At 61.0% G+C, this 12,490-nt stretch carries 14 protein-coding genes; 8 read left to right on the top strand and 6 right to left on the bottom strand.

Features of this window, described 5'->3' with window-relative positions:
* Positions 1-162: 162 nt before the first annotated feature.
* A complete protein-coding gene (locus tag ABJO75_RS05340) occupies positions 163-669 on the bottom strand; it encodes a DUF1643 domain-containing protein (protein ID WP_348135041.1) in 507 nt (168 codons plus the stop codon).
* Between the two features lie 88 nt (positions 670-757).
* Here ABJO75_RS05340 and ABJO75_RS05335 point away from each other — a divergent pair, with 88 nt between their 5' ends.
* Complete coding sequence (locus ABJO75_RS05335; RefSeq protein ID WP_348135039.1) at positions 758-1,507, top strand: ribosomal protein L7/L12; 750 nt, start codon at positions 758-760, stop codon at positions 1,505-1,507.
* A 4-nt stretch (positions 1,508-1,511) separates the two neighbouring features.
* Here the strand turns inward: ABJO75_RS05335 and truB are convergent, their stop codons facing one another.
* From truB to rbfA, 3 genes are all read right to left on the bottom strand, one after another.
* Positions 1,512-2,426: a tRNA pseudouridine(55) synthase TruB gene (gene truB / locus ABJO75_RS05330; protein WP_348135037.1), complete on the bottom strand. Its 915-nt coding sequence runs from the start codon at positions 2,424-2,426 to the stop codon at positions 1,512-1,514.
* Positions 2,427-2,671: 245 nt separating this feature from the next.
* On the bottom strand, positions 2,672-3,382 hold the full coding sequence (locus ABJO75_RS05325; RefSeq protein ID WP_348135044.1) for a phosphodiester glycosidase family protein: 711 nt from the start codon (positions 3,380-3,382) through the stop codon (positions 2,672-2,674).
* Positions 3,383-3,408: 26 nt separating this feature from the next.
* Entirely contained in the window at positions 3,409-3,804 is a 396-nt protein-coding gene (rbfA, locus tag ABJO75_RS05320; RefSeq protein WP_348135035.1) for a 30S ribosome-binding factor RbfA, read from the bottom strand.
* An 83-nt stretch (positions 3,805-3,887) separates the two neighbouring features.
* Here rbfA and dapB point away from each other — a divergent pair, with 83 nt between their 5' ends.
* Positions 3,888-4,703, top strand: coding sequence for a 4-hydroxy-tetrahydrodipicolinate reductase (gene dapB, locus ABJO75_RS05315; protein WP_348135033.1), 816 nt, complete (start codon positions 3,888-3,890; stop codon positions 4,701-4,703).
* A 462-nt stretch (positions 4,704-5,165) separates the two neighbouring features.
* On the opposite strand, the gene ABJO75_RS05310 is transcribed toward dapB, so the two are convergent.
* Positions 5,166-5,759 carry a hypothetical protein gene (locus ABJO75_RS05310; protein WP_348135031.1) on the bottom strand — a complete coding sequence of 198 codons (594 nt, stop codon included), beginning with the start codon at positions 5,757-5,759 and terminating at the stop codon, positions 5,166-5,168.
* Between the two features lie 111 nt (positions 5,760-5,870).
* Here ABJO75_RS05310 and ABJO75_RS05305 point away from each other — a divergent pair, with 111 nt between their 5' ends.
* Positions 5,871-6,221, top strand: coding sequence for a hypothetical protein (locus ABJO75_RS05305; RefSeq protein ID WP_348135029.1), 351 nt, complete (start codon positions 5,871-5,873; stop codon positions 6,219-6,221).
* A 91-nt stretch (positions 6,222-6,312) separates the two neighbouring features.
* On the opposite strand, the gene ABJO75_RS05300 is transcribed toward ABJO75_RS05305, so the two are convergent.
* The gene (locus ABJO75_RS05300; RefSeq protein ID WP_348135028.1) at positions 6,313-6,495 is read right to left on the bottom strand and encodes a DUF1674 domain-containing protein; all 183 of its coding nucleotides are present in this window, start codon (positions 6,493-6,495) and stop codon (positions 6,313-6,315) included.
* 84 nt (positions 6,496-6,579) lie between these two features.
* Here ABJO75_RS05300 and ABJO75_RS05295 point away from each other — a divergent pair, with 84 nt between their 5' ends.
* The 5 genes from ABJO75_RS05295 (at position 6,580) to ABJO75_RS05275 (ending at position 12,476) form a co-directional block, all read left to right on the top strand.
* On the top strand, positions 6,580-7,854 hold the full coding sequence (locus ABJO75_RS05295) for a transcription antitermination factor NusB (protein ID WP_348135026.1): 1,275 nt from the start codon (positions 6,580-6,582) through the stop codon (positions 7,852-7,854).
* Positions 7,855-7,951: 97 nt separating this feature from the next.
* Positions 7,952-9,694: a heparinase II/III family protein gene (locus tag ABJO75_RS05290; RefSeq protein WP_348135024.1), complete on the top strand. Its 1,743-nt coding sequence runs from the start codon at positions 7,952-7,954 to the stop codon at positions 9,692-9,694.
* Positions 9,695-9,831: 137 nt separating this feature from the next.
* Entirely contained in the window at positions 9,832-11,421 is a 1,590-nt protein-coding gene (purH, locus tag ABJO75_RS05285; protein ID WP_348135022.1) for a bifunctional phosphoribosylaminoimidazolecarboxamide formyltransferase/IMP cyclohydrolase, read from the top strand.
* A 3-nt stretch (positions 11,422-11,424) separates the two neighbouring features.
* Positions 11,425-11,925, top strand: a complete 501-nt coding sequence (lspA, locus tag ABJO75_RS05280) for a signal peptidase II (RefSeq protein WP_348135020.1) — start codon at positions 11,425-11,427, stop codon at positions 11,923-11,925.
* A 38-nt stretch (positions 11,926-11,963) separates the two neighbouring features.
* Positions 11,964-12,476: a DUF3035 domain-containing protein gene (locus ABJO75_RS05275; protein WP_348135018.1), complete on the top strand. Its 513-nt coding sequence runs from the start codon at positions 11,964-11,966 to the stop codon at positions 12,474-12,476.
* Positions 12,477-12,490 lie beyond the last annotated feature (14 nt).

The raw sequence follows: 12,490 nt of genomic DNA, 5'->3' as shown, positions 1-12,490 counted from the left end.
GGAACCTCGCTTGCGGAATTCATCAGGGCCAGTGGAGGCAATGCCAAAACATAAACAGGCCGGACAGACGACAGTACTGACGAAAATGACCGCGCATATCACCAGAAAACACTTGCAATGCAGGAGCCACCCACAGATGACTTTACGGTTAAGCGGCGGTTATCAGAGCCAAGGTTCGGGCTGCTGGCTGTAGGCGATGTAAAGCGGGTGTTTCGGATGACCGGCCTTGCTGAGCCCGAGGTGCAACAAGGGTCGCCCGGTACCGCGCAGCAGGTTTGTAACAGTCTCTCCGCGCGAAAGGTGCGCGCCATGGGTTCCCCAGGCCGCAATCACCTGATCGGCCCACTCCGCCCCGGCGAGGATTGCCGCATCATTCTCGGGGCCGACCGGATCGGCGGCTGCACGCATGGCACGGGGATCAGTGTCGCGCCAGGCAAAGATGTTGGTGACCTGAAACGCCCCGAACCCAAGCGCACGGGCGCGGCGTTCACAGCGTTCGACGGTGGGATCGTTCTGCACTTCGGTCGCTGTGGATGGGTTCAGCATGACAAAAAGTGCCCGCTGCCCTTCGGGGTCCCAGACCCGCGTGAGACTATAGCGATATCGTTCGCAATCTGAGTAGATGGCGGTCGAGGGCGCATCGCCCTTGGTATGAGATCGTGTTATCATTGCGCCTTCATAAAGGCGATTTCAGGCGAGCGCCAACCGAACCGGTCTGCGTTTCGTTGGTTTGTCATTTTTTCAGGAGGCCGGGCAGATGGCGGATCAGGACGCGCTGGAAAAGCGCAGGATCGAACTTGAGGAACAGCGTGACAAGAACAATGTGTTGCTGCGCGAAAAGGAACTCGAAATCGAAGCGCTCAAGGCGCGGATCGGCCATGCGTCTCAAGGGGCGGAACAACGCGGGCGCAGCCATGTCGCGCTGATCTCGGTGCTGTCAGCGGTCATCGGGGCCGCGGCGTCAATGGGTGCGGCCTATCTGACCGGCAACCTGAGCGTTCAGGAGCGGCAGCTGGTCAATGCGGCGCAAGCCAGCCTGGAACAGCAGAAGTTTTCTTATGAGCTGATCACCACTGCGCTCTCTGAAGAAGACGACCAGACCCGCGCGCAAAGGTTGCGGTTTATGGTTGATATCGGGTTGCTTGGGAACCTGCGCGCCGACAAGCTGATCGAATATGCCGACCTCGAAGCCGAACGGATCGAACAGGGCGACGAGCGGCCAAGCTATTTGCCTTACACCCAGCCACAAAAGCAGATGTCCATGGATAGGGCGATCCTGCCCGGCTATGCGCTTCGCCTCGTGGCGACCGGAAACAGCAAGATCAACGTGATCAAGGCCATCCGGGAAGTGACCGGAATGGGCCTGCAGGACTCCAAAACCCTGTCTGAAACACCGGGCGAATTGATTATCACCGGTTTGGCCGAAGCGACTGCAAATGATTTTGCGAGCCGTCTGATCGAGGCGGGTGCGACGGTAGAGGTCGAATTGATCGAAATCACAAAGTGAAAGATCAGCCCTTGGGTGTGTTGAACACGCGCGCCGGGTGCAGTTCTCCGGATTTGTAGACCCCCACGGCGACGGCCTTGCCATCATGCGATGCCCATGCGTGATCGCCGTATTCGACATCCGACGCCAGAACCATGCCAGGGTTGCCATTGCGCAAACGTGCGGCGCCTTCGGGGGGGCAGCGCAACTCGGGCAGTTCGGAAAGCCCGATTTCCAGCGGTTGGAGATATTTGTCCAGTTCCGGGGTCCGCGCCATTTCCTCGATCTGTTCAATCGTCAGCGCGTCTTCGGCATTAAAGGGTCCGGACCAGATCCGCCGCAGCGATACCACATGGCCCAGACAGCCAAGCGCCGCGCCAAGATCGCGGGCAATACTGCGCACATAGCCACCCTTGCCGCAGGTCATTTCCAGCGTCACATGATCGGCGTCAGGGCGATCGATCAGAATCAGCTCCTCGACCCAGAGGGGGCGTGCAGCAAGCTCCATGTCCTCGCCATCGCGGGCGCGTTTGTAGGCGCGTTCGCCGTCGATCTTGACGGCCGAGAACTGTGGCGGCACCTGCTGGATGTCACCGACAAACGGGTTCAACGCCTCTTTGATCTGTTCGTCGCTGGGCCGCAGATCGCTTTCACCGATGATTTCACCTTCGGCGTCATCCGTGTTGGTGGCCTGCCCGAGCCGGATGGTAAACGCATAGGCCTTTAGAGCGTCGGTGATATAGGGAACCGTTTTGGTCGCCTCGCCAAGTGCAATTGCCAGCACACCTGTCGCTGCTGGGTCGAGCGTGCCCGCATGACCAGCTTTCTGCGCGTTCATTGCCCAGCGAACCTTGTTCACAATGGCGGTAGAGGTCGGACCGGCGGGCTTGTCGATGATCAACCAGCCGGAAATGTCGCGGCCTTTGCGTTTGCGTCCCATGTTGCCTCTGCTTGGTTCCGGATGCGGCGAGGTAGCCGAGACGGGCAGGGGTGTCAAACCCCACAGTTGGCGTCGGCCAGATATCGATACCAACCACCTCTAGACCTTGCGGTGCGTGCACTCTGCCTGCTGCGTCACTGGTAATCGTGGTTTTCATCGTCTTTGGGGCGTGGTGATTGGCGCTTGGGGAGTCTGAGGCATCTCGTGACTGCAAGTGCTCCGCCTCCAGCGCAACAGATGAAGATCTATTCCGCGTCGACCACCAATCCGACGATGGGGCCAAGCCGGAAACCGAGGTCGTTTCGGTTGATCGAAGGGGCATAAAGGCGCGAAATGTTGCCGTCGAAATAGAGTGCATTGGGCAAGGCCAGTTCTTCCAAAAACAAGCTGCCAAATTCGTGGAAGGTGACTGCATTGCGCGAGATGACGAATACCGCACGGGTGCCATCGGCGCTGGTTCCGACACCGTTGCGGATATAGCGCGATGTACTGTCGATCAGGAACCGGGGGTGCAATTCGCCATCGATGACCAGCATTGGGCCGGATTGCGTGGCAAATTCGCACGTGGGTTGCGACTCGACGAAGGCCAGCGTTTCGATGACATCGGCACGACCTTCGCGAATGCAGAACACGCCGTTGGGCAGCAACCCGAAATTACCGGGGCCTGCGTTGGTGATGACGCGCATCGCTTCGGTGCCGTTCTCAAGGTAATGGCCAACCGGCGCGCGGTCATCATGGTACATGCCCGCATTCATCGCGAACGCGAGCCGTTTGCCACTGGGCGCAAGCGCGGCATTGATGGTCGAAAAATGGCCGAACAGCCCACCAGTGTCGTCATAAAGAAACAGGCGCAGATCGGCCTGGGTCATATCGATTTCACAGACCGCGTATCCGTTGCCCGCATGGCTCACATCGCGGCAATCCTGTGCCAGAGCGGCGGCAGGGGCCAGCAGCATGACCAGCAGAAGGGCCGCGAAGGGCTTCACCCGTCAGTGTCGCGGCGGACCGCGTCCTGATTCAGCATCCGGCGTGTGTCGTCCATCCGGTCAAACGTATCGTCCAGCTGAAACCGCAGGTCCGGGGCGAACTTGAGGGCGAGTTTCTTGGATACGGCGCGCCGCAATTCGCCTTTGTTGCGCGCCAGCAGTTTCAGCACGTCTTCCTGCCCCTGACCGCCAAGCGGCAGCACATATGCGGTGGCGACGCGCAGATCCGGTGAGGTTCGTACTTCGCCAACCGTGATCGACATGCGGTTGAGGTCGGGATCGTGGACATCGCCACGGGCCAGGACTTCGGACAAGGTACGCCGTATCAATTCGCCAACGCGAAGCTGTCGTTGGGAGGGGCCGGGTCCATCATGGAATTTGTTCTTTGCCATGATCCTGATCTAAGGCGTAGCAGAGGCTTTGCCAAGCGGGCCGCAACCGGATAACAGCACCTGACGCAAGGGAGTGACGCGCGATGACACATAAGCCGGGTATCGTTGTAACGGGGGCTTCGGGCCGGATGGGCCAGATGCTGGTGCGGACCATCACCGAAAGCGACAAGGCACAGCTTGTGGGGGCGGTCGAACGCACGGGCCATGATTGGGTCGGTCAGGACATCGGCACCGCAATGGGCAGAGCGGAGCTGGGGGTTACCGTAACCGACGATCCGCTTGAGGCGTTTGCACAGGCGCAGGCGGTGATCGATTTCACGGCACCCCAAGCAACGCTTGAGTTCGCAGCATTGGCGGCGCAGGCGCGGCTTGTGCATGTGATCGGCACCACCGGAATGACCGACCCTCAGATCGAGGCACTGACACCTTCCGCGCGGCATGCGGTGATCGTACGGGCAGGCAATATGAGCCTTGGGGTCAACCTGTTGACACAGCTGACCAAGAAAGTGTCCGCCGCGCTAGATGAGGATTTTGATATCGAGATCATCGAGGCGCACCACCATCACAAGGTTGATGCCCCGTCAGGCACGGCATTGATGCTGGGTGAAGCGGCGGCAGAGGGGCGCGGCGTGACCCTGTCTGATGTCGCGGATCGGGGCCGGGATGGCATGACAGGTGCGCGCAAGCGTGGCGATATCGGTTTTGTGGCGATCCGCGGTGGCGATATCGTCGGCGAGCATGACGTGCTCTTTGCGGCGCCGGGGGAGCGGATCACGCTGCGGCATGTAGCGACCGACCGGGCGGTGTTCGCGCGCGGAGCTTTGCGCGCCGCACTCTGGGGGCAGGGCAGGGCTCCGGGTGCCTATGACATGGTGGATGTGCTTGGCCTCAACGACTGATCGGCAGTTTTTTGCCCATTGATTCGGCTTAGTGCCCGCCGTTTGGGCGGCCATCGGAGATTGGGCATTGGCAGTGGTGCATCGCTGTATGCTCACGCCTTCACTTGCAGTGACCCACTGTCCAGCAATCGCCGCCTTGAGGCAAAGCAACAAAGTCGCGACGCCGCCGAATGTCGTGATTCGTATCTGACAAGGGACGACGATTTGCGCGCCACAGTTTCACGTTTACGCAACCTGCTTGACCTCTCAGACACGAACAGAACCCATCTTTTCTCCGCCTTCTGGTAGGGTTTGTGCGCAAGTGATTATGCAGCAAGGTTGAAATGTCGTTACCACCACCCGAAGATCGGGCGGCGGCAAGTCCATTACCTTGGCAAAGACGGCAAAAAATCTTGATGGCCTCGGCTTGCCACAACCTGAGATTGCGACAGCCGCCGCGCTGGTATTCTCGTCTCCGTCAGATCAGGCCGAGCGCAGCAACACCTTGCTGGAACCAATTGCCTCGGCAATGCGGCTGTATTGCTGGGTTTTGCTCTCGGAACCCGCTGCGCTGCGCAGCAGAAGGGTTTCGGTATTGCTGAGGATGGCGCTGGCCTGCTGGTTGACCTGTGGCAATGACTGAGGTGCCACGGGAGTCAGCGGGCGGGTGGTTCTGATCTCTGGGGTTGTATCTGTCGCCGCGCGCGTTGCACGTCCACGCGTCTGTGACGGGTCACGGTTCTGCCGTGCAAGGCTCTCAAGCTGATCGGAGGTGTCTTTCAGAATATTCCGCACTTCGTCATAGTCGGTACCCTGCGGGATCTCGTCCGCGACCTTGCCAAGCCGTTCAGCCAGACAATCGACCGTGTAAGAATCATTGTCGATTTCGGCGCAGAATTGTTGGGCCGATGCGATGCTGCCGGTCACCACGTCGGTGTAGTTGGATGATCCAAAACCGGCTGCGGGCAGAATCACGGTATAGACGACGGGTGGGATTGCCTGAGCAAAAGCAGGAAGCCCTGTTGCCGATGCTGCGGTAAGGGTCGCAACAATTCCAAATTTCCGAAATGCGCTCATATTGAAACAGTCTCCTGCAGATAAATAGTAAGTTATGCGTGCCTTGCGTTGCCCGAGGCGGCTCGGCGCGCTATCGTTAAGACTATTCTAACAGGATTCGAGTGTGAGGGCATGGTCAAATTTTCAAGCTTAGCGATTGCCGGTGTTTTCGCAGCCGGACTGGCAGGCCAGATACAGGCGCAGACCGTTCCGGCGCCGTTATCGCAGGCACAGGCTCGGCTGGCGTGCGGCACGGGTATCGTGCTGGGGGCAGTGACCCTACCGAATGGCTCTATCGAGGTGACCTGTGAAACACAGGCCTCTGCGAACGTTCCCGCCGCTCTGGCGGGCGCACTGACACCAGAAGCTGCTGCAGCCCTTGTGGTTACTGTCGTTGTTGTCGGAGCGCTGATTGGGGATGGCGGCGGATCTGAGGTCACCACCACGACTGCTCCTTCAGCGCCAGTCGAAGTCTTCGAGTAACACACTAAGAACCGGTCAAATGTTGCCTGCCTCTTTAGGGGCAGGTGCGATGTCGGCCAATACACAAAGGCTTTGGGATGGTCGCATTTCCTTAGAAATCGACTGCGAGGCCCTTTTTCTCCCAATCGCCATAACGGACCGGTTCAGGGCCGTCGCGACCGCCAAGCTCTTTGGGCAGAGGCGTGTCCTTGGCGGCCAGCTTGCGGCGTTCTTCCGCTTCGGCGAGGGCGCGTTGGGCTGCGGGCGGCAGTTCGGGGCTCGGGGTATCGGTCATCGCGGGTTCCTTTATGCCTGATGCGTGATATACGCCCGCGGCCCCGTCTGACAAGGGACGTGGCGGATTTGCGGAGATAAACGGATGGCAGAAAGCGGCCTGAACGCACGGCGCAGCGCGGTGTATTTGCTGGACCAGGTGCTGGGCGAAGGCCGCCTGATGGCGGAATGCCTGTCGGCAGGCGCGCTTGACCGGCTGGCCCCTGAAGACCGGGCGCGGGCGCAGCGACTCGCCTTGGAAACCCTGCGCGGGCTGGAGCGCGCCGATCGGCTCTTGCAGAAACATCTGCGGAAAAACCCTCCACTGATGGTGCGCAATGCGCTGCGTCTGGGCACGGTCGAACTGTGTCGGGGCGAGGCTGCGCATGGGGTGGTCAACGCGATGGTGCAGATCGTCGGTGCGCACAAGCGGCACGGGCAATTGAAGGGAATGGTCAATGCCGTTCTGCGCAAGATTGCCGCCGATGGCGCGGAGAACTGGGCAAAACTGCGGGTGCCACGTTTGCCAAAATGGCTGCGCAGCCCGCTGGTGTCCGCTTGGGGCGCCGAGGCCGTGGCGGGAATGGAGTCGGCACATTTTGCTGGCGCGCCTCTGGACATCACAGGCAAACCGGGCGCCGATTTGTCGGCATTGGGTGGCGAGGCGGTGCCGACCGGGTCCATGCGGCTGGCGACACCGGGGCAGGTGACCGCATTGCCGGGGTATGAGACCGGTACCTGGTGGGTTCAGGATGCAGCTGCCGCACTCCCCGCGACGCTGCTTGCGGTGCAACCGGGGGAACGGGTGCTGGATCTCTGCGCGGCGCCGGGGGGCAAGACGCTGCAATTGGCAGCAGCCGGTGCCGACGTGGTCGCCGTCGACAGCTCCGAGCAACGTATGAAGCGATTGCGCGAAAATCTCGCCCGCACCGGATTGCAGGCCGACGTACAGGTTGCCGATGTGCTGGAGCAAAGCGGGACCTATGACGCAATCCTGCTGGATGCACCCTGTTCGGCGACAGGCACCATCCGGCGGCATCCGGATCTGCCCCATGCCAAAGATGGATCAGAATTTGCGGCGCTGATCGGGCTACAGGCCGAGATGCTTGCCCACGCGTGGACCTTGCTGCGCCCCGGTGGGCGGATGGTGTTTTGCACCTGCAGCCTGTTGCCTGACGAGGGCGAGGTTCAAGTGGAAGAAGCGCTGGAAACACATACAGACATGCAAGTGGATCGCACGGCGCTATCGCGGCCCGGCGTCGATCCGGCGTGGATCACCGAAGAAGGCGGGCTGCGACTGAGACCGGACTATTGGCCCGAACATGGCGGGATGGACGGGTTTTATATGGCGCTTCTGCGCAAGGATTGTGGCGTCAGCTAGCGCCGGATCGACAAAAATCTGTCGCAAGCTGCGAATATTGATAAGAGATCGGGACGAAACGCTTTAAAACGCCGCAGAGCGTAGAGGCAGAGGCACTATGGCAGGCTCGCAGATATTTGCAGCCCGGCGGGACCGGGCGCTGAACCGTCTGTATGCACGGCTGGCGCGGGGGTATGCGCGGGCGACCGGGTTCGTGTCACAACCCGAACCGCGCACCATCGGAGGATTCGCAAGAGGCCGGCAATTGGTGGCCGGAAACCTGATGTTCGCTGGCTATCTGGTCGAGGCGAAAGGCCGTGATCTTTGGGACATAGGTGCGCCGGATGCCGCGTTTGATGCGGAACGGCACGGGTTTGCCTGGCTGGATGATCTGGTGGCCGTGGGTGATACCCCGGCCCGTGCACAAGCCCAGCAGTGGGTTTGGAGCTGGATCGCACGCTTTGACGAGGGGCGCGGGCCGGGATGGGCTCCGGATTTGACCGGCCGGCGCGTTATCCGGTGGATCAACCACGCCATATTCCTGCTGCGTGGTCAGGACAGCGCCGAAAGCGAGGCGTTTTTCCGGGCGCTGGCGCGGCAAAGCTGGTTTCTGTCCAAACGCTGGCACAGCGCATCACCCGGATTACCGCGATTCGAAGCGTTGACGGGTTTGATTTATGCCGGACTGTCGCTGGAGGGCGAAGAGGCGCTGGCCGATCCAGCGGTGCGGGCGTTGGCGCGGGAATGCGACACCCAGATTGATCACGAAGGCGGCGTGCCGACCCGCAACCCGGAAGAGCTACTTGAGGTGTTTACCCTGCTGACCTGGGCCGCGTCCGCGCTGCACGAGGTCGGGCGCGGTGTGCCGCCTGCGCACGCCCGCGCGATTGAACGGATCGCCCCGACCCTGCGTGCGCTGCGACATTCGGATAGGGCTCTGGCGCGGTTTCATGGTGGTGGGCGCGGTTTGGACGGGAGGTTGGACCATGCCCTTGCGGCCAGCCACGTCAAACCCGAGCAGGTTCACGGGCTGGCGATGGGCTATGCACGGCTGGCGGCTGGGCGCACCAGTGTGATTATCGATGCCGCCATGCCGCCGACCGGGGCGGCGTCGTTCAATGCCCACGCCTCGACACTCGCGTTCGAGCTGACATCAGGGCGACGGCCGCTGATCGTGAATTGCGGTTCTGGCGCAACGTTTGGCCGCCAGTGGCGGCGCGCCGGGCGCGCGACGCCGTCGCATTCAACGCTGGGCCTGACCGGATACTCCAGCGCGCGGCTGGCCACCGAGGACAGCAAGACCGGCTTGGTCCCATTGATCGAAGGACCGCGTCATGTGCCCATCGAAATGTCCGAGCGTGCAGATGGTGCGCAGTTTCAGGGCGGGCATGATGGCTATGTTGCGCAGTTTGGCCTGACCCACGCACGGCGACTGGATCTGAGCTTTGACGGGCGGCAGTTGTCCGGCGAAGACATGTTGCTGGCGATCGAGGATGCGGACAAACGACGATTTGATCAGGCCATGGACCGAACCAAGCTGGCCGGCGTCGGGTTTGACATTCGCCTGCATCTGCATCCCGAGGTGGAGGCAACGCTGGATCTGGCCGGGTCCGCCGTGTCGCTGAGGCTGAAGAGCGGTGAGGTCTGGGTGTTTCGCCCCGAGGGTGGCGTGCAGATGTCGGTTGAACCGGGCGTTTATCTGGAAAGCACGAGGCTGAAACCAAGGGAATCGCAGCAGATCGTGCTGTCGGGCCGTGCGATGGGGGCCGCGACGCGTGTGCGGTGGACCCTGTCCAAAGCGCAGGACACTGCAATTGCAGTGCGCGATGTCCTGAGGGATGAACCCGTTTTTGACAGGTAAACGCTGATCGGTGGCCTGTTTTCACGGCGACGGGGGTACGCGCAGGCAGAAACCCGGTTGCGCGGCAAAAGGACGGTTCTATCCCGCCGGAAATTGGATTATGCCGCGCATAACAGCCATCACATTCAGGACTTGTCATGACCGACCATCGCCCCATCCGCCGCGCCCTGCTCTCTGTTTCCGACAAATCAGGGCTTGTCGAACTGGGTAAGGCTCTGGTGGCGCGGGATGTCGAACTCCTTAGCACAGGTGGCACCGCGCAAACTCTGCGCGACGCTGGTCTCGAGGTGCTTGATGTGGCCGAGGTCACGGGCTTCCCCGAAATGATGGACGGGCGCGTCAAGACGCTGCACCCGATGGTACACGGCGGGCTGCTGGCGTTGCGCGACAACCCATCACATGTGGCGGCCATGGAGCAATATGTCATCAACCCGATCGACCTGTTGGTGGTAAACCTCTATCCGTTCGAGGCGACGGTTGCAGCGGGTGCGGATTATGCCACCTGCATCGAGAACATCGATATCGGTGGTCCGGCGATGATTCGCGCCGCCGCTAAGAACCACGCCTTTGTGTCGGTTGTGGTCGATACCGACGACTATGACGCGCTGCTGGCTGATATGGATGCCAACGACGGGGCCGCGAGCGATGAGTTCCGCCGCACACTGGCACAGACCGCATATGCCCGCACCGGTGCCTATGATGCCGCCGTCAGCAACTGGATGGCAGACGCGGTCGGGGTCGAGACACCGCGCCGCCGCGTGGCAAAGGGCAAGCTGGCCCAATCGCTGCGCTATGGTGAGAACCCGCACCAGAAGGCGGCGTTCTACACCGATGGCTCCGACCGTCCGGGCGTCGCTAGCGCGACACAGCATCAGGGCAAGGAACTGTCCTATAACAACATCAACGACACAGACGCCGCGTTTGAACTGGTCAGCGAGTTCGCCCCCGAAGACGGCCCGGCCTGTGCGATCATCAAACACGCCAACCCTTGTGGTGTGGCGCGTGGGGCGACGTTGAAAGATGCCTATCTGCGGGCGTTTGATTGTGACCGCACCAGTGCGTTCGGCGGCATCATTGCGCTGAACCGCACATTGGATGCGGCGACGGCGCAGGAAATCACCGGAATTTTCACCGAAGTAGTGATCGCCCCCGATGCCGACGACGCTGCGCGTGAAATCTTTGCTGCCAAAAAGAACCTGCGGCTGCTGACCACGGGATCGCTGGCTGATCCGCGCGCCGCTGCGTTGGCATGGCGGCAGGTGTCCGGCGGACTTTTGGTGCAGGACAAGGACACCGGGTTCATCAATCGCGACGATTTAAAGGTTGTTACCAAACGCGCACCCTCTGATGCCGAACTGGATGACCTGCTGTTTGCCTGGACCGTTGCCAAGCATGTGAAGTCCAACGCCATCATCTATGTTAAGGACGGCGCAACCGTCGGTGTCGGCGCGGGCCAGATGAGCCGGGTGGACAGCACCCGTATCGCCGCGCGCAAGGCACAGGACATGGCCGATGTGCTGGAGCTGGACGCACCGCTGACCCAAGGCTCGGTCGTCGCGTCGGACGCGTTCTTTCCATTTGCTGACGGTTTGATCACAGCCGCCGAAGCCGGAGCCACGGCCCTGATCCAGCCCGGTGGATCAATGCGGGATGACGAAGTGATTGCTGCGGCAGACGAGGCCGGGCTGGCGATGGTCTTTACCGGCATGCGCCATTTCCGGCACTAACGCATGACACAGCGTCTGTTGATCGGGGCCGCATTGCTGGCCTTTGCGGCCGATCAGGTCAGCAAATATGCCGTGGTGCATGGGATGGAACTGTCGCGGCGGTTGGCGATTGACGTTTGGCCGCCGTTGCTGAATTTCCGATACGGCGAAAACACCGGTATCAACTTTGGCCTCTTTGAGGGCGAGTCCGACATTGTGCGATGGAGCCTGATCGTGTTTTCGATCGCCGTTGTCGCGGCGGTCTGGCTGTGGGTACGGCGCAATCATCCGAACAGCCGCGTCATGCAGATTGGCGCAGGGCTTTTGGTCGGTGGCGCGCTTGGTAACGTGTTTGACCGGTTGGTCTATGGTTATGTTCTTGATTTTCTGAACATGTCGTGCTGTGGCATTAACAACCCCTTTGTTTTCAACCTCGCGGATGTGTTCATCTTTGTCGGTGCCGTTGGGCTGGTGCTGTTTGAGGGCCGAGACCGGGATAAAACATCGCGTGACCCCAAGCGATGAATGGGGTAGACACCAGTGAAACAGGCAGGAGATGACCGGTGCGGATAGCGCAGGTTTTGATATTGGGGCTAGGCGTCGGTCTGGCGGGATGCAGCAACAAACCGCTGCATGACATTCGGAGCAATTCCGATGGCCCGGATGAATTCATGGTGGTTCCGGTCAATCCGTTGACTGCGCCGCAGGACTATGACGTGCTGCCAGCGCCAACGCCGGGCGGCAGTAATCTTGTGGATCAGAACCCCGAAGCCGATGCGATCGTCGCGCTTGGCGGGCGGCCTTCGTCGCTTGATGCGACTGGCGGGACTCCTGCGTCTGATCAGGCGCTGATCGCCAGTGCCAGCCGATACGGTGTCCCATCCAACACACGCGAAGCACTGGCGCAGCAGGACGCGGAATTCCGCAAACGGCAAGCGCGCTGGAGCGGGTTCAAGCTGTTCCCGGTCGATCGCTATAGCCAAGCCTATCGCCGCGAGACCATCGATCCTTTCCCGATCAACGACGCGTTCCGTCAGTCCGGTCGAGAAACGCCGACGGCTCCTCCTGGTGAATGAGCGCGGGCTCAGAT

Origin of the sequence: Sedimentitalea sp. (assembly GCF_039973035.1) — a bacterium.
GTDB lineage: Bacteria > Pseudomonadota > Alphaproteobacteria > Rhodobacterales > Rhodobacteraceae > Sedimentitalea.
Note: the sequence above shows the minus strand (reverse complement) of the source record. Positions and strands in the feature narration are given on the sequence as shown.

What these genes read in the sequence shown, in the direction of transcription:
- ABJO75_RS05340 (WP_348135041.1), bottom strand. Translation starts at nt 669, where the DNA reads ATGATAACACGATCTCATACCAAGGGCGATGCGCCCTCGACCGCCATC.
- ABJO75_RS05335 (WP_348135039.1), top strand. Translation starts at nt 758, where the DNA reads ATGGCGGATCAGGACGCGCTGGAAAAGCGCAGGATCGAACTTGAGGAA.
- truB (WP_348135037.1), bottom strand. Translation starts at nt 2,426, where the DNA reads ATGGGACGCAAACGCAAAGGCCGCGACATTTCCGGCTGGTTGATCATC.
- ABJO75_RS05325 (WP_348135044.1), bottom strand. Translation starts at nt 3,382, where the DNA reads ATGCTGCTGGCCCCTGCCGCCGCTCTGGCACAGGATTGCCGCGATGTG.
- rbfA (WP_348135035.1), bottom strand. Translation starts at nt 3,804, where the DNA reads ATGGCAAAGAACAAATTCCATGATGGACCCGGCCCCTCCCAACGACAG.
- dapB (WP_348135033.1), top strand. Translation starts at nt 3,888, where the DNA reads ATGACACATAAGCCGGGTATCGTTGTAACGGGGGCTTCGGGCCGGATG.
- ABJO75_RS05310 (WP_348135031.1), bottom strand. Translation starts at nt 5,759, where the DNA reads ATGAGCGCATTTCGGAAATTTGGAATTGTTGCGACCCTTACCGCAGCA.
- ABJO75_RS05305 (WP_348135029.1), top strand. Translation starts at nt 5,871, where the DNA reads ATGGTCAAATTTTCAAGCTTAGCGATTGCCGGTGTTTTCGCAGCCGGA.
- ABJO75_RS05300 (WP_348135028.1), bottom strand. Translation starts at nt 6,495, where the DNA reads ATGACCGATACCCCGAGCCCCGAACTGCCGCCCGCAGCCCAACGCGCC.
- ABJO75_RS05295 (WP_348135026.1), top strand. Translation starts at nt 6,580, where the DNA reads ATGGCAGAAAGCGGCCTGAACGCACGGCGCAGCGCGGTGTATTTGCTG.
- ABJO75_RS05290 (WP_348135024.1), top strand. Translation starts at nt 7,952, where the DNA reads ATGGCAGGCTCGCAGATATTTGCAGCCCGGCGGGACCGGGCGCTGAAC.
- purH (WP_348135022.1), top strand. Translation starts at nt 9,832, where the DNA reads ATGACCGACCATCGCCCCATCCGCCGCGCCCTGCTCTCTGTTTCCGAC.
- lspA (WP_348135020.1), top strand. Translation starts at nt 11,425, where the DNA reads ATGACACAGCGTCTGTTGATCGGGGCCGCATTGCTGGCCTTTGCGGCC.